At 69.0% G+C, this 25451-nt stretch carries 27 protein-coding genes; 17 read left to right on the forward strand and 10 right to left on the reverse strand.

The features are described 5' to 3' along the window. Positions 1–3: 3 nt before the first annotated feature. Positions 4–282: a hypothetical protein gene (locus AB0E69_RS27660; RefSeq protein ID WP_360153095.1), complete on the reverse strand. Its 279-nt coding sequence runs from the start codon at positions 280–282 to the stop codon at positions 4–6. Positions 283–493: 211 nt separating this feature from the next. On the opposite strand from AB0E69_RS27660, the gene AB0E69_RS27665 reads away from it, so the two are divergent. Continuing rightward, positions 494–2368 (forward strand): M4 family metallopeptidase, encoded by a 1875-nt coding sequence (locus AB0E69_RS27665; RefSeq protein WP_360152132.1) that lies wholly within the window; start codon positions 494–496, stop codon positions 2366–2368. A 7-nt stretch (positions 2369–2375) separates the two neighbouring features. Here AB0E69_RS27665 and nucS read toward each other — a convergent pair whose 3' ends face one another. Beyond that, on the reverse strand, positions 2376–3035 hold the full coding sequence (gene nucS, locus AB0E69_RS27670) for an endonuclease NucS (protein WP_360152135.1): 660 nt from the start codon (positions 3033–3035) through the stop codon (positions 2376–2378). A gap of 64 nt (positions 3036–3099) precedes the next feature. Here nucS and AB0E69_RS27675 point away from each other — a divergent pair, with 64 nt between their 5' ends. From AB0E69_RS27675 to AB0E69_RS27700, 6 genes are all read left to right on the forward strand, one after another. After that, on the forward strand, positions 3100–3432 hold the full coding sequence (locus tag AB0E69_RS27675) for a hypothetical protein (RefSeq protein ID WP_360152138.1): 333 nt from the start codon (positions 3100–3102) through the stop codon (positions 3430–3432). Beyond that, positions 3429–4310, forward strand: a complete 882-nt coding sequence (locus AB0E69_RS27680) for a class I SAM-dependent methyltransferase (RefSeq protein WP_360152141.1) — start codon at positions 3429–3431, stop codon at positions 4308–4310. The genes AB0E69_RS27675 and AB0E69_RS27680 overlap by 4 nt, the downstream gene beginning before the upstream one ends. Then, the gene (locus AB0E69_RS27685; protein ID WP_360152144.1) at positions 4307–4759 is read left to right on the forward strand and encodes an NUDIX domain-containing protein; all 453 of its coding nucleotides are present in this window, start codon (positions 4307–4309) and stop codon (positions 4757–4759) included. Before AB0E69_RS27680 ends, AB0E69_RS27685 begins: the two co-directional genes overlap by 4 nt. Positions 4760–4822: 63 nt before the next feature. After that, positions 4823–6601, forward strand: a complete 1779-nt coding sequence (locus AB0E69_RS27690; protein WP_360152147.1) for a 3-hydroxybutyryl-CoA dehydrogenase — start codon at positions 4823–4825, stop codon at positions 6599–6601. A gap of 19 nt (positions 6602–6620) precedes the next feature. Then, entirely contained in the window at positions 6621–6926 is a 306-nt protein-coding gene (locus AB0E69_RS27695) for a hypothetical protein (RefSeq protein WP_360152150.1), read from the forward strand. Next, complete coding sequence (locus AB0E69_RS27700) at positions 6923–7954, forward strand: zeta toxin family protein (RefSeq protein WP_360152153.1); 1032 nt, start codon at positions 6923–6925, stop codon at positions 7952–7954. The genes AB0E69_RS27695 and AB0E69_RS27700 overlap by 4 nt, the downstream gene beginning before the upstream one ends. 1 nt (position 7955) lies before the next feature. Here the strand turns inward: AB0E69_RS27700 and AB0E69_RS27705 are convergent, their stop codons facing one another. Continuing rightward, positions 7956–8738 (reverse strand): phytanoyl-CoA dioxygenase family protein, encoded by a 783-nt coding sequence (locus AB0E69_RS27705; RefSeq protein WP_360152156.1) that lies wholly within the window; start codon positions 8736–8738, stop codon positions 7956–7958. A gap of 50 nt (positions 8739–8788) precedes the next feature. On the opposite strand from AB0E69_RS27705, the gene AB0E69_RS27710 reads away from it, so the two are divergent. The 4 genes from AB0E69_RS27710 (at position 8789) to AB0E69_RS27725 (ending at position 12213) form a co-directional block, all read left to right on the forward strand. Continuing rightward, the gene (locus tag AB0E69_RS27710; protein WP_360152159.1) at positions 8789–9604 is read left to right on the forward strand and encodes a helix-turn-helix domain-containing protein; all 816 of its coding nucleotides are present in this window, start codon (positions 8789–8791) and stop codon (positions 9602–9604) included. Positions 9605–9779: 175 nt separating this feature from the next. Next, positions 9780–10637, forward strand: coding sequence for an ABC transporter substrate-binding protein (locus tag AB0E69_RS27715; protein WP_360152162.1), 858 nt, complete (start codon positions 9780–9782; stop codon positions 10635–10637). 80 nt (positions 10638–10717) lie between these two features. Next, positions 10718–11485, forward strand: a complete 768-nt coding sequence (locus AB0E69_RS27720) for an amino acid ABC transporter permease (protein ID WP_360152165.1) — start codon at positions 10718–10720, stop codon at positions 11483–11485. Further along, on the forward strand, positions 11482–12213 hold the full coding sequence (locus AB0E69_RS27725; RefSeq protein ID WP_360152168.1) for an amino acid ABC transporter ATP-binding protein: 732 nt from the start codon (positions 11482–11484) through the stop codon (positions 12211–12213). Before AB0E69_RS27720 ends, AB0E69_RS27725 begins: the two co-directional genes overlap by 4 nt. Positions 12214–12276: 63 nt before the next feature. Here AB0E69_RS27725 and AB0E69_RS27730 read toward each other — a convergent pair whose 3' ends face one another. Continuing rightward, positions 12277–12924 carry a response regulator transcription factor gene (locus AB0E69_RS27730; protein WP_360152171.1) on the reverse strand — a complete coding sequence of 216 codons (648 nt, stop codon included), beginning with the start codon at positions 12922–12924 and terminating at the stop codon, positions 12277–12279. After that, entirely contained in the window at positions 12876–14174 is a 1299-nt protein-coding gene (locus AB0E69_RS27735; RefSeq protein WP_360152174.1) for a sensor histidine kinase, read from the reverse strand. Before AB0E69_RS27735 ends, AB0E69_RS27730 begins: the two co-directional genes overlap by 49 nt. 201 nt (positions 14175–14375) lie before the next feature. Here AB0E69_RS27735 and AB0E69_RS27740 point away from each other — a divergent pair, with 201 nt between their 5' ends. Genes AB0E69_RS27740 through AB0E69_RS27750 form a run of 3 tightly spaced genes read left to right on the forward strand, consistent with a single transcriptional unit; the run spans position 14376 to position 16528 of the window. Then, complete coding sequence (locus AB0E69_RS27740) at positions 14376–15395, forward strand: acyl-CoA desaturase (protein WP_360152177.1); 1020 nt, start codon at positions 14376–14378, stop codon at positions 15393–15395. A gap of 46 nt (positions 15396–15441) precedes the next feature. Next, entirely contained in the window at positions 15442–15735 is a 294-nt protein-coding gene (locus AB0E69_RS27745; protein WP_360152180.1) for a hypothetical protein, read from the forward strand. A 22-nt stretch (positions 15736–15757) separates the two neighbouring features. After that, positions 15758–16528 carry an alpha/beta fold hydrolase gene (locus tag AB0E69_RS27750; RefSeq protein WP_360152183.1) on the forward strand — a complete coding sequence of 257 codons (771 nt, stop codon included), beginning with the start codon at positions 15758–15760 and terminating at the stop codon, positions 16526–16528. Positions 16529–16820: 292 nt separating this feature from the next. Here AB0E69_RS27750 and AB0E69_RS27755 read toward each other — a convergent pair whose 3' ends face one another. Continuing rightward, a complete protein-coding gene (locus AB0E69_RS27755) occupies positions 16821–17402 on the reverse strand; it encodes a hypothetical protein (RefSeq protein WP_360152186.1) in 582 nt (193 codons plus the stop codon). A gap of 213 nt (positions 17403–17615) precedes the next feature. Beyond that, complete coding sequence (locus AB0E69_RS27760; protein ID WP_360152189.1) at positions 17616–18362, reverse strand: AraC family transcriptional regulator; 747 nt, start codon at positions 18360–18362, stop codon at positions 17616–17618. Between the two features lie 84 nt (positions 18363–18446). Here AB0E69_RS27760 and AB0E69_RS27765 point away from each other — a divergent pair, with 84 nt between their 5' ends. From AB0E69_RS27765 to AB0E69_RS27775, 3 genes are read left to right on the forward strand one after another with little or no spacing between them, the layout of a single operon-like run. Then, positions 18447–19214: a phytanoyl-CoA dioxygenase family protein gene (locus tag AB0E69_RS27765; RefSeq protein ID WP_360152192.1), complete on the forward strand. Its 768-nt coding sequence runs from the start codon at positions 18447–18449 to the stop codon at positions 19212–19214. A 54-nt stretch (positions 19215–19268) separates the two neighbouring features. Further along, the gene (locus AB0E69_RS27770) at positions 19269–19487 is read left to right on the forward strand and encodes a type II toxin-antitoxin system HicA family toxin (protein ID WP_360152195.1); all 219 of its coding nucleotides are present in this window, start codon (positions 19269–19271) and stop codon (positions 19485–19487) included. Next, entirely contained in the window at positions 19474–20103 is a 630-nt protein-coding gene (locus AB0E69_RS27775; protein WP_360152198.1) for a hypothetical protein, read from the forward strand. The genes AB0E69_RS27770 and AB0E69_RS27775 overlap by 14 nt, the downstream gene beginning before the upstream one ends. Positions 20104–20185: 82 nt before the next feature. Here AB0E69_RS27775 and AB0E69_RS27780 read toward each other — a convergent pair whose 3' ends face one another. The 3 genes from AB0E69_RS27780 to ccrA all read right to left on the reverse strand — a co-directional run bounded on the left by AB0E69_RS27780 (position 20186) and on the right by ccrA (position 25341). Continuing rightward, positions 20186–21832 carry an AI-2E family transporter gene (locus AB0E69_RS27780; RefSeq protein WP_360152201.1) on the reverse strand — a complete coding sequence of 549 codons (1647 nt, stop codon included), beginning with the start codon at positions 21830–21832 and terminating at the stop codon, positions 20186–20188. Further along, positions 21829–23907, reverse strand: a complete 2079-nt coding sequence (locus AB0E69_RS27785; protein WP_360152204.1) for a hypothetical protein — start codon at positions 23905–23907, stop codon at positions 21829–21831. The genes AB0E69_RS27780 and AB0E69_RS27785 overlap by 4 nt, the downstream gene beginning before the upstream one ends. A gap of 102 nt (positions 23908–24009) precedes the next feature. After that, positions 24010–25341: a crotonyl-CoA carboxylase/reductase gene (gene ccrA / locus AB0E69_RS27790; protein ID WP_360152207.1), complete on the reverse strand. Its 1332-nt coding sequence runs from the start codon at positions 25339–25341 to the stop codon at positions 24010–24012. Positions 25342–25451: the final 110 nt, after the last annotated feature.

Raw genomic sequence — 25451 nt, forward strand, 5'->3', positions numbered from 1 at the left:
CGGTCAGCCGTAGACGATCCGTCGCAGCTGCCGGGCGGAGAGTTCGGGTGAGCGGACCGGCCAGTGCCGGAGCTCGGTACCGAGGCGCGCGAAGATCTCGTCGTTGCGGGCGCCGTAGGTCTGCAGCTCACGGTGCCGGCGCCGGACGTACTCCTCGGTCGTCTCGGTGAAGTAGGCCAGCACGTCGGCAACCACCCGGCGCGCCACGTCCGGGGACAGTCCGGTAGTCCGGCTCACCTGCTCAGCCAGTTCCTCCACCGGCTCCACCGCCGCCTCACTGATCACCAGTCAACCATGCAGTCTGCCAGGGGCCAAGGCCAAGGTTTTGCCCGAAATCGGGCAAATTTGCCTGTTTGGTCAGGGGGAGAAGACCCCGCTCCGGATCTTGCCGGTCGCCGCGCGCGGGCGTACGAATGGCACTGTACGGGGCGACTCTCGGGGCTGGGGATCGGCCGGCCCGTCCAAGTCCGATTGGCTCGGGAGAGGTGTCGTCATGCCCCGAATCCGCGTCCTGGCCGCGATCGCGGCCCTCGCACTCGTCACCGCCGGCGGTTCGACCGCGACGGCCGGTCAGGTGGCCACGACTCAGCTCGGTGGCGGCTCGGTCGCCCTGTCCGGAGCCGCAGCCCGCGCCTTCGCCGTACCGGCGGGCATGGTCAAGGTCTGGTCGGCGAAGCGTGCCGGTGGCGGCACCCAGACCCGCTACCAGCAAATGGTCGGTGCCGCGTCCGTCCTCGGGGGTCAGCTGACCGTGCTGACCGACCGCTCGGGCCGGACCACTGCGGTCGTCGGGGCGTACTTCCCCGGCCTGCGGGCGAAGAACTCGGCCTCGCTGTCCGCGGCCTCCGCGCGGGGTATCGCGGCCAAGCGCGTCGGAACGGCCGGCAAGTGGTCGTCGGCCCTGCGGATCGATCCCAAGGACGGTCGCCTGTTCCACCAGGTCGTCAGCCAGCGGCCGGCCCAGCGCTGGGTGCAATGGGTCGACGCCGCCACCGGCGCGGTGAAGAAGCAGTACGACGCGCTCGCGTCCGGCGACGGCACCGGCGTCAAGGGCGATCACAAGACGTTCTCCACCATCCGCATCGGCAGCACGTACTACCTGCGCTCGGCCGACGGGCGTCAGGAGACCTACGACGCCGGCAACAAGGCCGTCCAGCCCGGCACGATCATGACCGACAGCGACGACCACTGGAACTTCAACCTGCCCAAGTTGCTGTCGCCCAGCCAGGCACCGGGCGTCGACGCGCACTACTACGCGAACGTCGTCGACGACTTCTACGGCGCCACGTTCGGGCGTAACAGCATCGACGGCAACGGGATGCGGATCATCTCGACCGTGCACTACGCGAACCGCTACTGCAACGCGTTCTGGAACGGTGAGCAGATGACGTACGGCGACGGTGACGGGAAGGTCTGCCTGCCGTTGTCCGGCGGGCTCGACGTGGTCGGGCACGAGCTCACCCACGGCGTCACCCAGTTCACCTCGAACCTCATCTACGAGAACGAGTCCGGCGCGCTGAACGAGTCGTTCAGCGACATGATGGGCGACACCATCGAGTTCTACGCGGCGCAGCACGGGCTCGACCCGGCCGCGGCACCGGACTGGCTGATCGCCGAGGACGTGTACGTCGCTCCGGACCTCGCCCCGGGGTTCCGGAACATGGGTGACCCGCAGGAGGACGCGGATCCGGACCACTACAGCGAGCTGGTCGTCACCTCCGCCGACAACGGCGGCGTGCACACCAACAGCGGGATCTCGAACCACGCGTACTACCTGGCCGTCAACGGCGGCAAGAACAAGGGCTGCACCGGAAGCCTGAGCGGTCACACGCACACGGCCGACTGTGACGTGACGGTGCCCGCGCTCGGGCTCGCCCGGGCGGAGCACGTGTTCTACGACGGCTTCACCAGCCTGCCGGAGTTTGCGAACTTCTGCGACGCCCGCAACAGCACGGTCGCGGTCGCGGGCACCGACGCCGCGGCGGTCAGCGCCGCGTGGGCAGCCGTGGGCGTGCACGACGGGTGTACGCCGGGAACACCGCCACCGCCGCCATGCGTGAGCGACCCCCACGCGACCATCCCGTTCGGATCGCCGCACCCGTACGGCAACAATGCCGACTGCACGTGGGTCTACGCCAACGGCACCGGTGGGTTCGCCTTCCACTTCAGCCTGCTCGACACGGAGAAGAACTTCGACTACGTGACCGTGTCGGACGCCGCCGGCAACGTGCTGGCGACGTACACCGGCACGTACCACCACGCGGTCACGTCACCGTGCATCAGTACGCCGACGGGTTCCGTCCACCTGAGCAGCGACAGCGGGGTGACGGCCCAGGGCTTCACCGTCGACGCGGTGGTTGCCTGTTAGAAGAGGCCTAGAACAGCCGCAGTACGTCGGACTCCATGCCGCGTAACGCGTCGTAGTCGACCGTCAAGCAGTCCAGGCCCCGGTCCGTGGCGAGGAACTGGGCCTGGGGCTTGATGAGTTGGGCGGCGAAGATGCCGCGGACCGGGGCGAGCAGCGGGTCGCGGTTGAGGAGTTCGACGTACCTGGTGAGCTGTTCGACGCCGTCGATCTCGCCGCGGCGTTTGATCTCGACCGCGACGTGCTTGCCGTCGGCGTCGCGGAGCAGGAGGTCGACCGGGCCGATCGCGGTCGGGTACTCGCGGCGTACCAGCGTCCAGCCCTCGCCGAACGTGTGGACGTGCTCGGCGAGCAGCTCCTGCAGGTGCGCCTCGACGCCGTCCTTGATCAGGCCGGGGTCCGTCCCGAGGTCGTACGACGTGTCGCTGTGCACCTCCTCGAGCGTGATCCGGAGCTCCTCACCAGCCTTGTTGGTGACGCTCCAGACCCCCTCGTCCTCGGTCAGCTTGCACGGCGGCGACATCCAGTTCAGCGGCTTGTACGAGCCGCCGTCGGCGTGGATCAGCACCGACCCGTCCGCCTTCACCATCAGCAACCGCGGCGCCATCGGCAGATGGGCCGTCAGCCGTCCCGAGTAGTCCACAGAACACGTAGCAATCACCAAGCGCACGAGAAAGCACCGTAGTCCACATCCCGGCCGGAACCTATGTCGCCGGGCCGGTCGAGGTGGCAGGGTGGACGACATGATGCCGAAGGTGAGCGAGCAGGCCGTCGCGGAGTACGACGCGGTCGCGGACGCCCTCGAGGCGGCCGGCGTGGTCCGGGGCAAGATGTTCGGGATGCCCTGCCTGAAGATCGGCAAGAAGGTGGTGGCCGGCATGTTCGGCGACGCGATGACCTTCAAGCTGCCGCCGGCGCCGCGGGAGAAGGCGCTCGCCCTGCCCGGCGCCGAGCCGTTCGACCCCGGCATGGGCCGCCCGATGAAGGAGTGGGTTGTCATCCCGCTGGCCCAGTCGGCGGTCTGGCCGGGCTACGCCGCGGAGGCCCTGGAGTACGTGCGCGGATGAACCTCATGTGCCCCGCGCGGATCCTCCTCCTGCCGGGGGACTTCCAAGACTCGGCCGTCGGCGAACGCATCGCCCAGGTGTACGCCGGCCCGTTCGAAGCCGCGGCCGGTTCGCAGCTAGCCGAGCGCCTCGGCGTCAAGCTGACCGTCGTACCGGAGCTGACCCAGCGGCCGGACGCGGAGCTGCAGTCGATCGCCGACCTGCACCGCGGCGAGACCGTGGTCGTCCTCGGCCTGGATCTCGGCCTGACCCTCCCGGCCGTCGTCGAGCACACCGGCGACGGCTGGACCCGCGTCCCGAGCGACAACGAGCTGACCCTCGCCGCGTACGAGCAGGCCGCGGACAAGTTCCGCGAGACGATCCCGGCCGGCGCCAACCTCGACCTGATCGACCTGCTGGCCGGTCAGCTCGGGCCCGGGTCCCGCATCCTCGAGATCGGCAGCGGCACCGGCCTGGACGCGATCGAGCTCGAGCACCGCGGCTTCGTCGTACGGCGGACCGACGCCACCCACGCCTTCCTCGCGATGATGCGCGCCGACGGGTACGCCGCCGACCACCTGAACGCGATCACCGACGACCTCGGCGGCCCATACGACGCCGTCTTCGCGGACGCGGTCTTCCTGCACTTCGACCGCGCCGACCTCACCAACGTCCTCCGCAAGGCCGCCCGCGCGGCGAAAGTGCTGGCCTTCGGCACCCGCGAGGGCAAGGGCGAGGAGTGGACCAACCGGCACCTGGACCTGCCGCGGCACTTCGTGCTCTGGCAGGAGCAACCGCTCCGCGACCTGCTCGCGAGCACCGGCTGGACCGTGCAGCAGTGGGAGCGCGGCGAGGGCCGCTTCGGTGGCTGGTTCTACGTCGTGGCGAGCCGCGCGTGATCCGCGCCGGGATCGTCCTGTTCTCCCCGGACGGGGTGGCGGCGATCGAGCGGGTCAGGTCCGGTCGGCGCTACCACGTCCTGCCCGGCGGTCAGGTCGAGGACGGCGAGAGTCCGGCCGAGGCCGCTCGGCGTGAGGCCCACGAGGAGCTCGGCCTGCTGGTGAAGATCCGCGGCCTGGTCGCGGTCGTGCACTTCGGTGACAGCACCCAGCACTACTTCCATGCCGAGGCGATCGGTGGCTCCTTCGGCGCGGGTGAGGGTCCCGAGATGGGCTCGGAGGATCCCGAGCGCGGCACGTACCGCGCCGTCTGGCTCCCCGTCCGCGACCTCGTCGTCCACGACCTCCGACCCAATCCGATCGCCAGCGCGCTGTGCGCCGCGCCGGATCCGGAGTGGCTGATCGACGGCTGGCTGGAGACTCCGGTGGCGTACGACGAGGGCGTGTGAGGTTGGCCTCCCGGGTGACTCAGCTCATGGGCTGACCAGTGCGTCGACTGGCATAGTGCACCCATGGCTCGGGAACTGACGACAGTGGGTGTGGTGGGTCTCGGCACGATGGGCGCCGGGATCGCCGAGGTGTTCGCGCGCAACGGCCTGACCGTGGTCGGGGTCGAACGCGACGACGAGGCCGCCGAGCGCGGCCGCGGGCACATCCAGCACTCGACCGACCGCGCGGTCAAGCGCGGCAAGCTGTCGGTCGAGGACCAGCAGGCGCTGTTCGACCGGGTCACGTTCGCCACCTCGCTGGAGGCGCTGGCCGACTGCGACCTGGTGATCGAGGCGGTCGTCGAGCGGCTCGAGCTGAAGCGCGAGATCTTCTCCGCGCTGGACAAGGTGGTCCGCGAGGACGCGATCCTCGCTACCAACACCTCGTCGTTGTCGGTCACCGAGATCTCCGTCGCCACCCAGCGCCCCCGCCGCGTCGTCGGCATGCACTTCTTCAACCCGGCGCCGGTGCAGGAGTTCGTCGAGGTGATCAAGACCGTCGTCACCGAGCCGGACGTGGTGGACGACGTCCAGGCCTTGGCCCGCCGGCTGGACAAGGTCCCGGTGGTCGCGGCCGACCGGGCCGGCTTCATCGCGAACGCGCTGCTGTTCGGGTACCTCAACCACGCGGTCTCGATGTTCGAGTCGCGGTACGCCACCCGCGAGGACCTCGACGCGGCGATGCGGTTCGGCTGCGGGTACCCGATGGGTCCGCTGGCGCTGCTCGACCTGATCGGCCTGGACACGGCGTACGAGATCCTCGACACGATGTACAAGCAGGGCCGCAACCGGCTGCACGCGCCGGCCCCGATCCTCAAGCAGATGGTCACCGCCGGACTGCTCGGCCGGAAGACCGGCCGCGGCTTCTACACCTACGAGGCGCCGGACTCCCCCGTCGTGGTGGACGACGAGCTGACGCCGTCGAGTGCCGATGGCGCGCCTGCTGTCCGGGCGGTCCAGCAGATCGGCGTCGTCGGCTCCGGCACGATGGCCGTCGGCATCGTCGAGGTCCTCGCCAAGGCCGGGTACGACGTCCTGTACGTCGCCCGCGGTACCGAGAAGGTCGACCGGGTCCGCGCGACGCTGGAGCGCTCGCTGGAGAAGGGCGTCCAGCGCGGCAAGCTGTCCTCGGACGAGCGCGATGCCGCGCTGCGCCGGGTGACCGGTACGGCGAAGCTCGACGACCTGGCGAGTGCCGACCTGGTGATCGAGGCCGTGGTCGAGGAGCTGAGCGTCAAGCAGGCGCTGTTCGAGACGTTCGACGAGATCTGCAAGCCGGGCGCGATCCTGGCCACCACGACCTCGTCGCTGCCGGTGATCGACCTGGCGATGGCGACGAAGCGGCCGGCCGACGTGGTCGGGCTGCACTTCTTCAACCCGGCGCCGGTGATGCAGCTGGTCGAGGTGGTCAGCACGGTCGGGACGGCGGCCGAGGTCGCCGACACGGTCGCGGCGGTCGCCGTTGCCGCCGGCAAGCATCCGGTCCGGTGCGGCGACCGCGCGGGCTTCATCGTGAACGCGCTGCTCTTCCCATACCTGAACGACTCGGTCCGGATGCTCGAGGCGCACTACGCCGGGGTCGACGACATCGACGCGGCGATGAAGCTCGGGTGCCGCCTGCCGATGGGACCGTTCGAGCTGCTCGACGTGGTCGGGCTGGACATCGCGCTGGCGATCCAGCGGACGCTGTACCTCGAGTTCCGCGAGCCCGGGTTCGCACCGGCGCCGCTGCTCGAGCACCTGGTCACGGCCGGGTACCTCGGCCGGAAGACCGGGCGCGGGTTCCGCGACTACTCGGCCTGATCCCAGCTAGCGTGGCTCTATGCCGGAGGAGCCGCGGAAGCACATCACCGAGGCAGTGGGCGGCCGATTCGTCGCGCCGCTGTCGCACGAGGAGCGGGCGGAGCACGAGCGGGTTCGCACGCTGCTCCGGGCAGTCATGTCGGCGTACAACGGTTTGATCGGCACGGCGATCGACGAGTCCCGGCGGGCTGAGCTCGAGGCGGAGCTCGCGGTGCACACCGAACGCTTCCGGCGGGTGGTGGGGCTGTCGGCCGAGGAACGGGCCGAGGTACTGCGGACGTATCCCGACCTCCTCGCCCGGCTGCGAGCTGACCTCGGCGAATGATCGATCTGGCGCTCACGCCGGCCGAGTCCATCCGGCTCGTCGCCCGGCGGATCGCGCAGATCATGCCGCTTCGGCGGCCGGAGCGAGCGCCCGGCGTACCGGCGCTCGCCGTAGTGATCGGTGGGCAGCCGGGTGCGGCGAAGTCGACGATCCAGTACCGGGTGCAGGCGGCGCTGGGGGAGGACACGGCCGCGTCGTACGAGGCGGATGACGACCCCGACGTCCATCCGCGGTACCAGGCAGCGACGCGCGACGGCGGGATGGAGGCTCACGGCGAGGTTGTGCGGAGCCTGCCGCCGGACTTGTCGGAGCGGTGCCTGGACAGTCTGCTGACGGCGGATCCGCCGTACGACGTGGTGACGAGCGCGTGGCTCGAGGCGGCGGAGCGGGCCGAGCAGACGCTCGCGCCATTCCGGGATGCTGGTCACCGGGTGGTGGTCGTGTATGTCGCGACGAACGAGGCCGACAGCATGCTCGCGATCGCGGACCGGTACCAGCGGGCGAAGGACGCGGCCGGGAGCGGGCGGTGGGTGGATCCGCGGACGCACGACGCCGTGTATCCGCGGGTGCCGGACGCGGCTCACGCAGTGGAGACGTTGGGGTACGCGGACGACGTGTACGTCGTGGATCGCGCCGGCAACGTGCTGTACGAGAACCACCGCAGGGCGGACGGCGCACTCGAACGGGATCCGGGGGTGCGCGAGGCAATCATTGCCGAACGCAACCGCCCACCGACCCCGGACGAGCAGCGCCACTTCGTCGAAACAGCACGGTCCTTACGGCAACGCGACGACTTGGAGCCGGCGGTTGACGACCTGGTTCGAGCAGCTATGCGCGCACAGGTCGACCGCCCCGCAGTCCAACCCGCAGCTGAACCGGATTCGTCGACCCGCCTCGATGCTCGGTTGGCAGCGTTGCGGCACGTGACTGGCGCCGGCATCGCGCCGCCCGGCGGGACCAGTGCGGGCGATGGATCTCGACGTACGGACAAGGGGCGACGCCCGCCGGGGCAGCAGTTGGATCGGTGATCTACGGCTCGGCGGTCGCGTATTCGCCGCAGGGACCGCCGCCGAGGGCTTCGGGCAGGACTGTTTCGCGGCGGTCCGGGTAGATGAGGGGGTTGTAGAAGGCGGCGATCTCCTGGCTGGCTTCGGGGATGTAGTGGAAGATCAGCGATCGCCGGAAGCGGTCCGCGGTGGTGTTCGGGCGGGAGCCGTGGACGACGCTGCCGTGGAAGAACAGCACGTCCCCGGCCGTCATCCTCGTCTGGACCTTGGTGAGGCCGTCGGGCACGGGTACCTCGACGTTGGTGAACGACTCGGCGAGGTCCGCAGGCTCGGGACAGACCAGCTCGGTCCGATGAGACCCCGGTACGACGGCCAGCCCACCGTTCCCCGCGTCCACGTCGTCGACCGCGATCCACGCCGCCAGACACGTCTCCGGATCGGCCCGCAGGAACGTGTTGTCCTGGTGCAGCGCCTGCCCGCGCGCCCCCGGCGGCTTGAAGTAGAACATCGACTGGGCCCCGAGGGCCGGCCCGATCAGCGCTTGGACCACATCGAGGATCCGGCTGTCGAGCATCAGCTCCAGCGCGACCTTCCCGGCCTCGGTGTCCGTCCGCCGGTGCGGGTGCACGAACCGCGGGTACTTCGCCAGCGGGTCGTCGTCCGGTACGCCGTCGTCGATCGCCAGCGAGTGGTCGACGGCGACCTGGTCCATGAACACGGTCCTGATCCGCTCGACCTCGGCGGGCTCGAGCAACTGGGGCACCTGGACGATGCCGTCCTGCCGGTAGATGTCCACGACTGTCATGCCCTCAGGATCTGCTCCCCACGGCGTCGCGAGCGATAGTCTATCGAGCTGTGAACCTTCGAGATCCTGCTGAGTCGCCGCACCCGGTGGTACGCCGGCTGGTGACCGGGGAGTTCGACGAAGGGTCTGAGTACGCGACGTTTCGGCGACACGGGACCACCGACTGGCTGCTGGTGCAGACCTTGCACGGCCGAGGACGATTCGGTCAGCCGGCCGAAGTGACTGGCAGTGTGGCCGCCGTACCGGGGAGCGTCACGCTGGTCCGGCCGGGCGTGCTGCACGACTACGGCACGGTCGGTGAGCGGTGGCACTTCCTGTACGCGCACCTGCACCCGAAGCCGGACTGGCTGCCACTGCTCGACTGGCCGGAGGTTGCCCCCGGCATCCTTCAGCTGCACCCGACCGCACTCTTCGACCAGATCGCGAACCACCTGCGCGACGCCGTCCGGCACCAGCGGAGCGTGTTGCCGCAGGCCGAGCAGCTGAGCGTCAACTCGCTGGAGGCAGCGCTGCTCTGGTGCGACACCCAGAACCCGAAGGCGGTCCAGATCGACGACCGGTTGCTGCGGGCGATCGAGCTGGTGGACCAGGACCTGACCGCGGCACTCGATGTACCGCGTCTCGCCCGCGCGGTGAATCTGTCGGTGTCGCGGTTCGCGCACCTGTTCCGCGAGCAGCTCGGAGTCACCCCGCAACAGTTCGTCGAACGCCGCCGGCTGGACGCGGCCGCCCGCCTCCTGGAGCTCACCAGCCGCTCCGTAGCCTCGGTCGCCGCCCAGGTCGGGTACGCCGATCCCCTCTACTTCTCGACCCGCTTCCGCCTCCACACCGGAACCAGCCCCACCACCTACCGCCGAAGGTCGTAGGGGGTGTCTGGCGATTTCCCGCCTACTGCGCGGCACTCGGCACGGCACCTCGCCGCACGGGTGCAAAGGCCACGATGCTCCGCATCGAGACCTTCGCCCCCGCGCGCCGATGCACCGCGCCGAGCACCTGCTCGCTACGGCGCGAAATCGCCAGACACCCCCTAGGCTTCTCCGCATGAAACCGGGAGTGGTGGTGGGGGTAGCGGCTCTGGTCGTGCTGGGCCTAGGGGCGTGCGCGCCGGAGGACAACGCGTCGTCGGGGCCGTCGACGCCGGCGGGGGCGGGTGACTGTGCGAAGGACAAGCTGGCGGTGAAGACGGCCGGGAAGCTGACGGTCGGTACGGACAAGCCGGCGTACGAACCGTGGTTCAGCAAGAACGATCCGAGCAACGGGCAAGGGTACGAGTCGGCCGTCACCTACGCGGTGGCGAAGAAGCTCGGGTTCGAGCAGGCGGACGTGACGTGGCGGACGGTGCAGTTCAACACCGCGTTCGCGCCGGGTACGAAGGCGTTCGACCTGGACGTGAACCAGGTGTCGATCTCGGAGGAGCGCCGCAAGGCCGTCGACTTCTCGTCCGGGTACTACGACGTCCGGCAGACGGTCATCACGACCGCGGGCAGCAAGATCGCCGGGGCCAAGACCGTCGCGGAGCTCGCCGACGCGAAGCTCGGTGCCCAGGTCGGTACGACGAGCTACACCGCGCTCCGCGACCAGGTGAAGCCGACGCAGGCACCGGCCGTGTTCGACACCAACGACCTGGCCGTCCAGGCGCTGAAGAACAAGCAGATCGACGGCATCGTGGTGGACCTGCCGACCGCGTTCTACATGACCTCGGCGCAGCTCGACGACGGCAAGATCGTCGGGCAGCTGCCGTCGAGCGGGGCCGCCGAGCAGTTCGGCTTCGTGCTGGAGAAGAACTCGAAGCTGACCGGGTGCGTGACGCACGCGGTCGACGCGCTGAAGACAGACGGGACGCTGGCGGCGCTGCAGAAGCAGTTCTTGACCGAGTCGGGCGCGCCCGAACTCTCGTGAGTACCTGGCAACCTTCGGAGCTTCAGCTTTCGCGTGATGCCTATCGCCGCCGGCGCGCCCAGCGGTCGACGGTGATCGCGGTGGTCAGCTCGGCGGTCCTGCTGGTGCTGGTGGTTCTCGGCGTCGGTTCGACGCCGGGCTGGCCGCGGGTCCGGGAGACGTTCTTCAACGTGCACCGCGGGTGGGAGGCGCTGCCGGTCGTCGCGCAGGGCTTGTGGCTGAACGTCCGGGTGATGCTGGTCTGCGCGGTGCTGATCGTGGTCTTCGGGATGACGCTGGCGATTCTGCGGACGCTCCGCGGGCCGATCTTCTTCCCGCTGCGGGTGTTCGCGGCTGCATATACGGACGTGTTCCGTGGGCTGCCGTTGCTGCTGGTGATCTTCCTGCTCGGGTTCGGCGTACCGGCGCTGCAGTTGCGGGGGCTGCCGAACCAGGCGGTGATCTGGGGCGGTGCGGCGCTGGTGCTGACGTATTCGTCGTACGTCGCCGAGGTGTTCCGCGCCGGGATCGAGTCGGTGCATCCGTCGCAGCGGGCGGCGGCGCGGTCGCTGGGGCTGACGTACCGGCAGACGTTGCGGTTCGTCGTCCTCCCGCAGGCGGTCCGGCGGGTGCTGCCGCCGTTGCTGAACGACTTCGTGAGCCTGCAGAAGGACTCGGGGCTGATCGCGGTGCTCGGGGTGATCGACGCGATCCGGGCCGCGCAGCTGGAGACGGCCGAGGACTTCAACTTCACGCCGTACGTCGTGGCCGGGCTGCTGTTCGTCGCGCTGACGATCCCGCTGACGCGACTGACCGACTACGTCGCGCGACGGCAGGGCTGGTACGGCGGGGGAGGTGGTCCGGTATGAGTCTGCTGAGCTTGCGTGGCGTGCGGAAGTCGTACGGCGACCAGTTGGTGCTGGACGGGTTCGACCTCGACGTCGAGGCGGGGGAGTGCGTCGTACTGATCGGCGCGTCCGGGTCCGGGAAGTCGACGTTGCTGCGGTGTGTGAACCTGCTCGAGACGGTCGACGACGGCGTGGTCGAGCTGGACGGCGTGGACATCACCGACCCGCGGGTGAACGCGGACCAGGTGCGGTCCGGGATCGGGATCGTGTTTCAGTCCTACAACCTCTTCCCGCACCTGAGCGTGCTGGACAACATCACGCTGGCCCCGATCCGCGTTCACGGCGTACCCCGCGACGCGGCGCGAACGCGCGCTCTGGAGATGCTCGACCGCGTGGGCCTGTCCGACAAGGCGGGCGCCCGCCCGGACGACCTGTCCGGCGGTCAGCAGCAACGAGCCGCGATCGCCCGGGCCATGGTCAACTCACCGCAGCTCCTGCTCCTCGACGAGGTCACCTCGGCGCTCGACCCCGAGCTCGTCGGCGAGGTCCTCGACCTGCTCCGGGAGCTCAAGTCCGACGGTATGACCATGCTCGTCTGCACCCACGAGATGACCTTCGCCCGCGACGTCGCCGACAAGGTCTGCTTCCTGCACCAGGGCCGCCCGCTGGAAATCGGCCCGCCGGCCGAGCTCCTGGACCATCCGCGCGAGCCCCGGACCCAAGACTTCCTCCGCCGGCTCCGCTCCTGACCGCGCTCAGCGGAACGACAATCGCTCAGCGGGACGACGATCGCTCAGCGGGACGACAATCGCTTAGCGGGCCGACAGGAACGTCAGCACCGCCATGACTCGGCGGTTGTCGTCCTCAGACGGGGGAAGGTCCAGCTTGGCGAAGATGTTGTTGGTGTGCTTGCTGACGGCCTTCTCGGTGACGAAGAGCGCGTTGGCGATCGCGGCGTTGGAGCGCCCCTCGGCCATCAGGCCCAGCACCTCGGACTCGCGCGGCGTCAATCGACTCACCGGCGAGTCCTTCGTGTTGCGGGCCAGTAGTTGGCCGATCACGTCCGGGTCCATCGCGGTCCCGCCGCCGGCCACCCGCCGTACCGCGTCCAGGAAGTCGGCCACGTTGGAGACCCGGTCCTTCAGCAGGTACCCGACGCCGCCTCCGCCGCCGGTCAGCAGCTCCCGGGCGTACAGCTGCTCGACGTACTGCGACAGCACGAGAATCGGCAGGCCCGGGACCTTCTCGCGCGCCTCGATCGCGGCCCGCAGGCCCTCGTCCGTGAACGTCGGCGGCAGCCGGACGTCAACAACCGCAACGTCCGGCCGGTGCTCCGTCAGCGCGGGCACCAGCCGGGGACCGTTGTCGACCGCTTCGACGACCTGGAAGTCGTGCGCCTCCAGCAGGCGGATCAGGCCGTCCCGGAGGAGGGCGTGGTCTTCAGCGATGAGGACTCGCAAGGTAGCTCCATGATCACAGTGGTCGGCCCGGCGCTCGGGCTCACCACGGTCAACGTACCGTCGAAGGCGGCCAGCCGCCGCTCGATACCGTACAGACCGCCGCCGGGCCGGACGACCGCACCGCCGATGCCGTCGTCGCCGACGATCATGTGCAGCCTCTCCTCCTCGTGGGTGATCTGGATCCACGCGGTCGTCGCCGCCGAGTACTTGACCGCGTTGGCCAGGCACTCCGCGATCGCGAAGTACGCCGCCGACTCGACCGGAGCAGCCGGCCGGCCCGGCACGTCGAAGGTCACGTCGACCTTGAACGGGCAGGAGAGCGCGAGCGCCTTGACCGCTCCTTCGAGGCCGCGGTCGGCCAGCACCGGCGGGTGGATCCCGCGGACCAGGTCGCGCAGCTCGGACAGCGCCGTACTCGCGGACTCGCGCGCCTCGGTCAGCAGCGCCGCCGCCTGGGCCGGGTCGCGGGCGACCATCTCCTCGGCCATGCCGAGGTTCATGCTCAGGGCGGCCAGCCGGGCCTGGGCGCCGTCGTGCAGGTCGCGCTCGATCCGGCGCAGCTCGGCGGCCTGGGTGTCGACCGTCTCGGCGCGGGACTCGGCCAGCTCGCGGACCCGCATCGCCAGCTTGGCGCTCTCGGTCGGGCCGAGCAGCGAGCGGGCCATGAACGCGTTGGCCTTCAGCAGCCGCTCCCCGGCGGCCTGCCAGATCAGGAAGGCGATCAGCGCGACCGGCATTAGCAGGAAGCTGCTCCAGAAGTTGACCGTGAACAACCCGCCGAACGGCTCGGTGAAGACGCCCTCCGGGGTGACGCCGACCAGCAGCGGGTAGACCAGGTAGAACAGGCTGGCCAGCGCGAGCACCGCGCTCAGCAGGCACAGCGTGAAGCCGACCACCGAGTTCACCAGCAGCCAGGCGATGTCGCGCCAGGTCTGCGGGTCGGTCATGATCGTCCGCAGCCGCATCAGGAGGCCCGGGAGCGGGGGCTGCTTGTACGGCCGGGGAATGGGTTCGCCGATGAACCCGGCCAGCATCGTGCGGTGACAGTTCGCGAACCAGCGGCTCGCGGGCACGACGACAAGCAGCATCGGGATCCCGACCCAGACCGCGATCAGTGGCAGCGACACCACGGACAGCACGAAGAACGCGATGCCGAGCTGGGCCAGGATGGCCAGGAACAGGGCGATCCACGGCTGGGCAGCCTTGGGATACCGCATCGGCGGTGCTGGGGTGGTGGCGACGGTGCTCATGGACCCATCATGACTGAGCGTGAGGCCGCGCACAGTGGGGTTATCCCCCCTTTTCCTGGGGCACTGACCCCCCGCCCGGTTCGGGGGTTAGCACCGCTGTTTTCGGCGGTTAGGGCACACAGACTTGATGCCGTACGCTGGCCGTGGCTGTACGCCTAGGCCTCCCCCGATCCCAGAGACGAGGCCTCGATGGTTCAGCCCATGCTTTCCTCCCCGCCTATCCGCGGCAGCGAATTCTCGCCGTTGCTGCGTGAGATCAAGGCGGCCGGCCTGCTCGAGCGCCGGACCGCGGCGTACGCGATGGCGATCGGGCTCAACGTCGTCCTGATGGCCGTCACCTGGGCGGCGATCGCCACCATCGGCGCCTCCTGGTGGGTGGTGCTGCTGGCGGTCCCGCTGGGCATCCTGACCACCCGGGCCGCGTTCTTCGGGCACGACGCCGGCCACCAGCAGATCGGCAGCTCGCGCAAGCTGCACGACTGGATCGGCATGCTGCACGGCAACCTCGTCCTCGGCATGAGCTACGCCTGGTGGAACGACAAGCACAACCGCCACCACGCGAACCCGAACCACACCGACAAGGACCCGGACGTCGGCGAGGGCATCCTGGTCTGGACGATGGAGCAGGCCGAGGGCCGCGAAGGCCTGTTCGGCTGGCTGACCCGCAACCAGGCCAAGGTCTTCTTCCCGCTGCTCACGCTCGAGGGCTTCAACCTCAAGGTCTCGAGCATCCGCTTCCTGCTCGAGCGCCGCCGGACCGAGCGGGTCGAGCTCGCGCTGATCGTGGCGCACCTGGCGGTGTACTTCGCCGCGCTGTTCCTGATCCTCACGCCGGGCCAGGCGATCGTGTTCGCGCTCGTGCACCACATGGTCTTCGGCCTGCACCTGGGCAGCGTGTTCGCGCCCAACCACAAGGGCATGGAGATGCCCGACCCGGAGGCAGCGAACAGCTGGGGCCACCTGGAGAAGCAGGTCCTCACGTCGCGCAACGTGAACGGCGGTCTGGTCACGGACTGGATGATGGGCGGCCTCAACTACCAGATCGAGCACCACCTCTTCCCGAGCATGCCGCGCGCCAACCTCCGCTTCGCCCAGCCGATCGTCCAGCGGTACTGCGCAAGCATCGGAATGCCCTATGTCACGACGACTCTGATCGATTCGTACCGAATGGGCCTGCGCCACATGCACGAGGTCGGCAGCGAACTCCGCGCCAACGCCTGAGGACGGCCGGGGGTGACCTAGGTCATACGACTAGCCTTGAAGCGTTATGTCGCGTCGAAAGCCTTCCAAGTGGCAGCGGCCGGTCAGCGACCGGCCGCTGCTCGGTGGTACGCAGAATCGGGAGACGAAGGGCAGCGGCGAGTGGATGGTCCGTCGGGTGTCCGGGTCCGCGTCCGCCAAGGCGTACCGCTGCCCGGGATGTGAGCAGCAGATCCTGCCGGGGACACCGCATGTCGTGGTGTGGCCGGAGAACCCGAGCCTGCTCGGCGCGATCGGCGGTGCGCAGTCTCTCGATGAGCGGCGGCACTGGCATACGGCTTGTTGGCAGCGCAGTCGGTGACCGCGCAGGGAAGGTGTAGGGGATGAAGCTTCCGGTCACGTCGTACGGCGAAACCGGTACTCCGGTCGTGGTCATGCACGGGCTGTTCGGCTCCGGCCGGAACTGGATGACCGGGGCCCGGCGGCTCGCCTCGGACCATCGGGTGTTCGCGCTCGACCTGCGCAACCACGGCACGTCCCCGCACGTCTCGTCGATGAGCTACCCCGAGATGGCCGACGACGTCCGCGAAACGATCGAGTCGCTCGGGGTCGGACCGGTCGCGCTCGTCGGGCACTCGATGGGCGGCAAGACCGCGATGCTGACGGCGCTGCAGTACCCGGCCGTCGTCGAGCGCCTGGTGGTCGTCGACGCAGCGCCGGTTGCGTATCCGCCGGCGTTCGTCGAGTACGCCCAGGCGATGCGGACCGCCGACCTGTCCGCGGTCCAGCGCCGCGCGGACGTCGACGCCCAGCTCGTGGACGCCGTACCGACGCCTGGGACGCGCGCGTTTCTCCTGCAGAACCTGATCCTCGACGAGGCCGGCGCGCGCTGGCGGCCGAACCTCCCGGTGATCGAGGCGGCCCTCCCCGCGATCTCCGACTGGCCGGCCGAGGCAGCTGGGCTGCGCTACGACGGCCCCACGCTGTTCATCTATGGCGGCAAGTCCGACTACGTCCAGCAGAACCACCGCGCGACGATCGCGCAGTACTTCCCCCACGTCCAGTACGCCGAGATCCCCGAAGCCGGCCACTGGGTCCACGCCGAACGCCTCGACGACTTCCTCGCCGCGCTAACCCCGTTCCTGCCTCGGTAAGAGTGGTGTCGCTCCCACGCGGCGCTGCGCGCGGCTCCTCCGCCGCCGTGCCGCGCGCCGCTCCCGCCCACCCTCCGGCTTAGCGCCGGCTTCCTGCGAGCTAACGCTCGCGTGCTGCCAGCTGCCGCTGGCGTGTTGCGGGCCGCCGCCCGCGGTTGCTCGCTGCGCTCGCGGCTGACTACGGCGTGGTCCGACCTGCTGCTGATGCCTTGCCTACACCTGGTGGGTGGTGTCGTTCCCACGCGGTGCTGCGCGCGGCTCCTACGTCGTCGTACTGCGCGGTCCGAATCAGCTACAAGGGTTGGCACTTCAGGCGGTCGGCCACGGGCTGCAAGGCCGACTGCGGGATCGAGCCTGGTCGGTGGCAGGCATAGAGCCAAAGCACTGGATCAATCTCGCGGATGTGGTTGCCCAGCACTTGCAGATAGGCCAGTACCTGATCCTCGGTGAGCTCGACCAGGTAGGCGCCAGTTGGGTCGTGCTGAGCAAAGACGAGTCGGTCTTCCGCGGGTTCGGAGTTCGCCGCGTCGATGTGTGAGCAGGTTGCGTAGCTCGTCACCGGCCGCACCGACTCAGGCCGTTGCTCGACTCCGAGCAGGTCGAAGAACAGTTCACGCTCCGACAAGGACGGATTCTGTGCCGGTCGTCTCCGATGGACTCGATGCGCGAGCAGGACTTCGTCGAGGACCTTGGTCAGGTAGACCTCATGCGCTGAGACGGCGTCCTTGAGTGTGTTGGCGAGTGTCAGCCACTCGTGCTCGTGCGGCATGAGGCCGTATACCCGGTCGTAGAAGACGTCGAAGGTCTCGCGCTCGTCGTGGTCGAAAGGGTCGGCGCTGGTGGCCAGCCAGATCTGGTCGTAGCGCTCGGTCATCCAAGCGAGCGTCACGTGGAGACAAGTCCGCTGATCGCGGTCGGTTATGAGCCACTCGTCCAATGCATAGGTGACCGACCCGCACCCATCGTCACGGCACTCCCACCCATCCTCGATTGCTCTTGAGCGAGGAGCGGGCGTCCAGGTGGTCATCTATCGAGAATCAGGCACTGCGGCGTACGCGGCCAGTGATTTGTTGTCGCCGTAGGCCGGTCATTCGACGTTGCGGAGGGCGCCGGGGGAGGTGCCGGTGGTGGATTTTATGTGGCGGGAGAGGTGGCTGGGGGAGTTGTAGCCGGTGAGGGTGGCGATGGCTTGGAGGGGGAGGGTTGAGTTGTGGAGGTGGGCGAGGGCGTGGCGCAGGCGGATTGATTGGAGGGCTGCTTGGGGACTGGTTCCGCGGAGGCGGGTGAAGGCGGCTCTCAGGGCTGAGGTGGAGATGCCTAGTTCGGCGGCTACCTCGGAGATCTTCACGCCGGTGGCGAAGCGGGACTCGAAGAGGCGTTCGGCTTGGGTGACGAGTTGTTCGGTGGGGGTTGGGGGTGTGGTGGCGGCGGCGCGTTGGAGGCGGAGGTCCAACTCGGCGAGGAGGAGGGCGCAGAGGCGGTCGGTGGTTGCGGCTGGTTGGGCGGTCTCCTCGACGAGCGCGTCGAAGATCCGGCCGAGGGTGCGCGCGCCGTCGTCGAAGCACACGCGCGGCCACGGGTGGGTGGTTGCGGCGGTGACCTGGAGGAAGCGGTTGGTGTATCCGGTGCGGCTTTGTTCGGCGTGCCAGGTCTGGGGTGGGGTGAGCAGGACGGTGCCGGGCGTGGCGGCGTACGTGTCCTCGCCGACGGGACAGGTGATCCGGCCGCGAACGTAGTACACAAGCTCCCAGCACGTGTGCGCGTGGCTCGGGTAGTCGTTGCCCGGCGCCGCGGTGTGTACGCCGGCGGTCAGGAGCTGGAGCGATTTGTGCATAAGGGTGGTCGCCTTCTGCATTGTTTTCCAGGTACGTCGGAACGATGCTGGCACGGATTCGTGCAACTCGGAAGGAGTACTGCGATGGACATGGCGACGGCGTTGCGGGACCTCGGGGTGAGCGACGACGTACTCTCGTCCGCCGAGAAGGAACAGCTCGACCGCGACGGATACCTGCCGCTGGAGGGGATCTTGTCGGCCGAGGAGGTGTCGGGGATCAACAAGCGGCTGGCGGAGCTCACCGCGGTCGAGGGGGATCGGGCCGGGCTCGAGGTACATCAGGAGAAGGGAACCGATCGGCTCGCGGACCTGGTGAACAAGGACGCGCGGTTCGAGGTCTGCTTCAGTCATCCGCGGGTGCTGGGGGCGATGCGGCACGTGCTGGGTGAGTTCAAGCTGTCGTCGCTCAACAGCCGGGCCGCGCTACCAGGCGAAGGACACCAGGGCCTGCACGCCGACTTCAGCCACCCGGTCGAGCCCGGCGCGTACGAAGTCTGCAACTCGATCTGGCTGCTCGACGACTTCACCCCGGAGAACGGCGCCACCCGGGTCGTCCCCGGCTCCCACCGCCGCGGCACCATGCCCGGCGACGAGATGGCCAACCCTGCCGACGACCACCCCGACCAGATCCTCCTCACCGGCAAGGCCGGCACCGTCATCGTCTTCAACAGCCACCTCTGGCACGGCGGCACCCTCAACCGCACCAACACCCCCCGCCGAGCCCTCCACGCATACTTCGCCCTCCGCCACCTCCCCCAACAACTGGACCAGCAAGCCCACATCCGCGTGCAGACCTACAACCGCCTAACCCCCGCCCAACACTTCATCCTCGCCGTCACCGGCACGAACTGAGGAAGCGTCTAGGCGGTTTGCCTTGATTACGTCTAGCTTTCTAGACTAAAATGCATGGTCAGTGAGCAACCGGCGCGGAAGGTTGTGAAGGCACTCAAGGCTGCTGGTTGGCGGCTCATCAGGACGGAAGGGTCGCACAGCTTGTACAAATGCCCTTGTGGGCAGCACACGTTCATGTTGCCGGACGGGCATCGGGTGATCTCGCCGGGTGTCGTACGGAAGGTCGGTAAGGCGCTGGCTGAGTGTGAGAGGTGGGGCGATGAAGACCTATGAGGTAACGGTCAGCCGGGATGGTCGGTGGTGGATGGTCTCGATTCCCGAGCTCGACGGGTTGACTCAGGCTCGGCGGTTGGACGAGGTGGAGCAGATGGCACGGGAGTACATCGCGCTCGCGACTGATGTTCCGCTGTCTCGGGTCGCGGTCGAGGTAGCCGGGATCGAGGCCGATGGCAGAGATCTGCTCGAGGCGAGGACGTTGGTTGACGGTCTCCGTCGCCGGGCGATGGATCTCGAGGCGTTGGTTGCCGTACTCGCGCGGGACATCGCGGCGGAGTTGACGACTGCGAACGTACCGGTCAGGGACGTGAGCACCGTGCTCGGAGTCTCGCATCAGCGGGTTTCGCAGTTGGTGCAGGCGGCCGGTGCCGACGAGGAGACCTCGGGGGAAGTCCGACGCAGGTCGAAGCAAGAGTTCGCCCATGATCTCGTCGTACAGCTTGATGACGGTCGATCTCTGCAGGTCGTCGAGGTGATCTCCAAGGGCAAGGCGCGGGTTGAACAGGCCGCGGCACCGGAGGAGCTCGCTCGCCCAGCGCGGAAGGGTGCGCGCGCACGACCAAAAGCCACACAAGCAGCCGGACATTCGACACCGCGGAAGCAGCGCGTCTAGCGGCGTGGCGAACCGCCTGGGCAGACAGCTCCCGTGGCCACGGCTCCGTCGCTCACGAGCCGCCCGTCGTACCGCGTCGGGCTTATGAGGCGTCGGCTTTGCGGACCCAGACTTCTCGGATTATCAGGAGGATGGCGGCGGCTGAGGGGATGGCTAGGAGGGCGCCGACCACGCCTAGGAGGGCGCCGCCCAGGAGGGCGGCTATGACGGTGACTGCGCCGGGGATGTCTACGGCTCGGCGCATGATTCTGGGGGCGACGATGTAGTTCTCGATCTGCTGGTAAAGGATTCCGTAGCCCAGGCAGGCGAGGCCGGTGACGAGGCCGTCGGTGAAGCCGATGAGAGCGACGACGACCACGCCGATCAGGCCGCCGACCATGGGGATGAAGTCGCAGAACATCACCACGATCGCGAGCGCTACGGCGTACTGACCCAGGCCGAGGATCTCCAGGAAGATGAACATGCAGACGCCGGCGCACAGCGCGACCAGGAACTGGCCGCTGACGTAGCCGCCGACGCGGGTCAGAACCTCGTCGCCGAGGATCGCGACGCGGGGGCGGCGGGAGCGCGGGACCAGGCTGTACGCCGCGCGCTTCACCGACGGAAGGCTGGCGAGGAAGTACAGCGTCAGGATCAGGATCGTGAACGTGTTGAACAGCGCGTTCGCGACCACCTTGCCGACGCCGAGGATGCCGCCGAAGGCGCGCTGAGCGAGGGCCGGGTCCTGGATGTAGTCCTGGGCCTTCTGGATGAAGTGGTACCGGTTGTTCAGCTCGTTCAGCGACTTCGACTTCTGCAGCAGGTCGAGCCAGCCGGGCGCGTTCTTGATCAGGCCGTCGATCTGGTCGGTGACGACGGGCACGATCGCGAAGCCGACGCCGACGACGGCGAGAATCATCAGCAGGAAGACGACGCCGACGGAGAGGCCGCGCTTCAGGCCGCGGCGCATGAACCACTCCACGAGCGGGTTCAGGCCGACGGCGATGAACATCGAGACGAGCAGCAGGATGAGGACGGAGCGGGCCTGGCCGAGGGCGTGCCAGAGGCCCCAGGCGACGAGTACGCCGAGGGCGGCGAAGAAGCCGAACATGAACGGGTTGGACCGCCGGAGCGGCGGGCCCGGCAGGCCCATGCCGGCGTCCGGGTGACGTTCCTCGATCAGTAGTTCGTCGGCGAGGTCCTCGTCGGCTTCCTCGGCGGCGTCTTCTGCCTCGTCCGCGGAGTCCTTCGCCGCAACCGCGGACTTGCCGGCCAGCGCGGCCGACTTCTCGGCGTCCTCGGCCGAGTCGTCGGCTTCGTCGGCTGACTTGTCGGCCTGCGTGGCTGACTTGTCCGCGTGCTCGGCTGACTTGTCCGCGTGCGATGCGGAGGTACGCGCGTCGTCCGCGGAGTCATCAGCCTGGTCAGCCGCCGCCTGAGCCTCAGCCGCAGCCGACCGAGCTTCCCGCGCAGCCTCAGCAAGATCAGGTCCCGCGTTTGACCCGGTGCCGGCGTTTGGCCCGGTGCCGGGGTTCGACCCGGTGCCGGCGGCCGATGCAGTCTCAGCGGCCTCGGTCGCGGTGTCCGACCCAGTCGCGGTGCCGGAAACCGTTGTGGTGCCGGGACCCGTTGTGCCAGGGGTTCCGGGCTCGGGGTCGGTTGCGGTGGTGGACGGAGTACCCGGTCCCGGCTTTGGGGCGGGGGTGGTGCCGGGGGTTGCTGTGGAGGTGTCGTCGCCGGGTGGCGTCACGTCTTGTCCTTCGGGGATCGCGCGCTCGCGGTGGTCTTGGCGGCGGAGTTGTCGCCGGACTTGGCCGAGCGTGCGTTCCCCGCTTGTCCCCGAGTCTCTTCCTTGGCGAGGTCATCCAGCCGGAACTCGTCGACCATGGTCGAGTCCTTCGGCTCCTCGTCGTCAGCCGGACCGCCACCGGTCTTGCTCGACAGGTCTGCCACATCCTTCGGGTCCACCCGCAGGCTGGAGTCGATCCGCGTCTCGTCCACCCGTGCGTCCCCGGCATCCAGTCCCACGAACGGGCTCGACCCGGTGAACGGGCCGCCGTGGTCTTCCTCGTCGGCCGGTTCGTCAGCAGTTGCGTCCGTCGCCGGGAACGGGGTGGCGCCGGCAAACGGGTTCTCATCACCAGCCGGAGTCGCCCCCGGGAACGGGTTGTCGGCGTCACTGCCACTCCCGAGAGCCGAGCTCTCGGAGTCGGCCGCGAACGGGCTGTCGGCAGTCGACGCCGCCGAGGTCGGGCCGCCGTCTGTGCCGGTCGCGTACGTGTTGTCCGCGGCGTCGCTTGCGCTGCCGAGAGCCGAGCTCTCGGAAGCGGAGGGTGCGAAGGGGCTGCCGGCGGACGACGCCGAGGAACTAGGGCCGCCGTCGGGGGTGCCGGTTGCGCTGCCGAGAGTCGAGCTCTCGGAGGCGGAAGCGGACGGGGCGAAGGGGTTGTCGGCGGATGGCGCCGAGGTAGCCGGGCGGTCGTCCGTGGTGTCGCTTCCGTTGCCGAGGGACGAGGCCTCGGGAGTGCGCCGGGCGAACGGGCTGTCCGAGTCGGCGGCGGCGGTTGCGCTGCCGAGAGCCGAGCTCTCGGAGGGGGAGGCGGATGGGGCGAAGGGGCTGTCCGAGGCAGCGGACGGGGCGAAGGGGCTCTCGGTGGAAGGTGCGGGGGAACCCGGGAGTCCGGCGGAGGGTGCTCCGGTGAGGGGGCTGCCGGAGGGGCCGGATTCTTCGGTGGAGGGGCGGGAGAAGGGGTTTACGTAGGGTGGGGCGGCGGTTTGGGAGTCCAGTTCGGCGGCCTGGCGGGCGATGTTGCTGGCGATTTCGTTCAGGCCGGCGATTTGGGTGAGGATTCCGTCGCGGCGCTTGGCGAGGCGTTCGGTTTCGCGGGCGACGATGGTGCGGGAGCGCTCGGCCTCGTCGGCGGCGTTCGCGAGCTCGGCCTCGGCGCGGGTGCGGGCCGTGGTGAGGAGCTGCTCGGCTTCGCGGCGGGCGCGGGAGATGGTGCGTTCGGCGGATTCCTCGGCCTCGGCGCGGATCTTGCGGGCCTGCTCGGTGGCCTCGGCGACGCGGCGCTCGGAGGCCTCGGCGGCCTCCTTCATCTGCTCGGTCAGGTTTTCGGTGTCGGCCGCGATCTGCTGGTGCTTGTCGGCCAGCTCCTTCGCCTGCTGCTCACGCTCGTCGGCCAGCCGTGCGCGCAGTGCGGCCGACTCGCGCTGGATCGCCGTACGGATCTTCTCCGCCTCGTGCAGCGCGCCGTTCTTCAGCGTGCTCGCCTGCGACTCGGCCGTCAGCTGCAGCTGCTCCGCCTTCCGGCGGGCGGCGGCTAGCACCTCGGACGACTCGGTCTCAGCAGTACGGCGCAGCTCGGCCGCGTCGCCTTCCGCGGTACGGCGCATGCTGTCCGCCTCGTTGAGCGCGACGGTGCGGATGTCCTCCGCCTCGCGCTCGCCGGTCGCCCGCGCAGCGGCCGCCTCCTTGGCGGCGTTGGCCCGCAGCTCCTCGGCCTCACGCTTGGCCTCCTCGAGCGCCTCGGACGCCTGGTCCTGGGCGAGCCGGAGGATCTGCGCGGCCCGGTCGCCGAGACCGGCGTACGACGGGTTGGCGCTGGCGTCGAGCTGACGCCGCGTCTCCGCGAGCTGCTGCTGCATCGGCGCCACGCTCTGCTGGAGCTCGTCGGCGCGGTTCCGCGCTTCGACGAGTTGCATTTCCAGCGCGCGGACGTAGTCGTCCACCGCCTGCTTGTCGTATCCACGACGGCTGACCGGGAAGCCCCCGGCCGCGGTCGCCGTACGGTCGAAGAACGGCAGGCTCGACTCGTCAGGCATGTCCCGAGATTCCCTTCTGGCGGTGTCCGGTGAATCCCCCACCGTAGCCTGTCAGAAAGGAGCCGACATCGGCCAATCCGAGGTCAATCGGAGGTCGGCAAACTACCTGTTCCGGAAGCGATTGATCCCGCCCAGGTGCTGCTCCCGCAGCTCGGTGTCCCGCACGCCCAGCCCCTCGGTCGGAGCCAGGGTCAGGACGCCGACCTTGCCCTGGTGCAGGTTGCGGTGCACGTCGTACGCCGCCTGGGCCGTCTCCTCGAGCGGGTAGACCCGGCTCACCGTCGGGTGAACCATGCCCTTGGCAATCAGCCGGTTCGCCTCCCACGCCTCGCGGTAGTTGGCGAAGTGCGACCCGATGATCCGCTTCAGGTTCATCCACAGGTATCGGTTGTCGTACTCGTGCATGAACCCGGACGTCGACGCACACGTCACGATCGTCCCGCCCCGCCGGGCGACGTACACCGACGCCCCGAACGTCTCCCGCCCCGGGTGCTCGAACACGATGTCCGGGTCGTCCCCGCCGGTCAGCTCCCGGATCCGCGCCCCGAACCGCTTCCACTCCTTCTGGTCCTGCGTCACCGGGTCCGACCAGAAGCGGTACCCCTCGGCCGACCGGTCGATGATCAGCGAGGCACCCATCGCCCGGCAGATCTCCGCCTTCTCCGGCGACGAAACCACGCACACCGGGATCGCGCCGCCGTTCAGCGCGAACTGCGTCGCGTAGGACCCCAGACCGCCCGATGCGCCCCAGATCAGCACGACGTCGCCCTGCTTCATGTTCGCGCCGTTCGCCGACACCAGCTGCCGGTACGCCGTACTGTTCACCAGCCCAGGCGACGCGGCCTCTTCCCAGGTCAGATGCGCCGGCTTCGGCATCAACTGGTTCGACTTGACCAGGGCGATCTCCGCCAGCCCGCCGAAGTTCGTCTCGAAACCCCAGATCCGCTGCTCGGAGTCGAGCATCGTGTCGTTGTGCCCGTCCGGCGACTCCAGCTCGACCGACAGGCAGTGCGCGACCACCTCGTCGCCCGGCTTCCACGCGTTCACGCCCGGCCCGGTCCGCAGTACGACGCCGGCCAGGTCGGAGCCGACCACGTGGTACGGCAGGTCGTGGCGGGCGGTCAGCGGCGACAACTTCCCGTACCGCTTCAGGAAGGAGAACGTCGACACCGGCTCGAAGATCGAGGTCCACACGGTGTTGTAGTTGATCGCACTCGCCATCACCGCGACCAGCGCCTCACCCGGCCCGAGCTCCGGCGTCGGTACGTCGTCCAGGTGCAGGCTCTTCCGCGGGTCCTTCTCCTTGCTCTCCAGACCGTCGAACATCGACGCGTCGTCGGCATGGACCGTGATCCCGCGGTAGTGATCGGGTACGTCGAGCTCGCCGACGGCGGCGGTGTCACCGGACAAGATTGCTTCGAGGATCTGCTTCACGGAAGTACCTCCTGCAACGGCGGCCCAAGGTCAATCGGTGAGCGGAACTTACCGTCGAGTATGCACGCCTGGCTGTGCCCTGTGACACAGCGAGCGACGGTTGAGACGAC

The sequence above is a fragment of the Kribbella sp. NPDC026611 genome (assembly GCF_040638345.1).
GTDB lineage: Bacteria > Actinomycetota > Actinomycetes > Propionibacteriales > Kribbellaceae > Kribbella.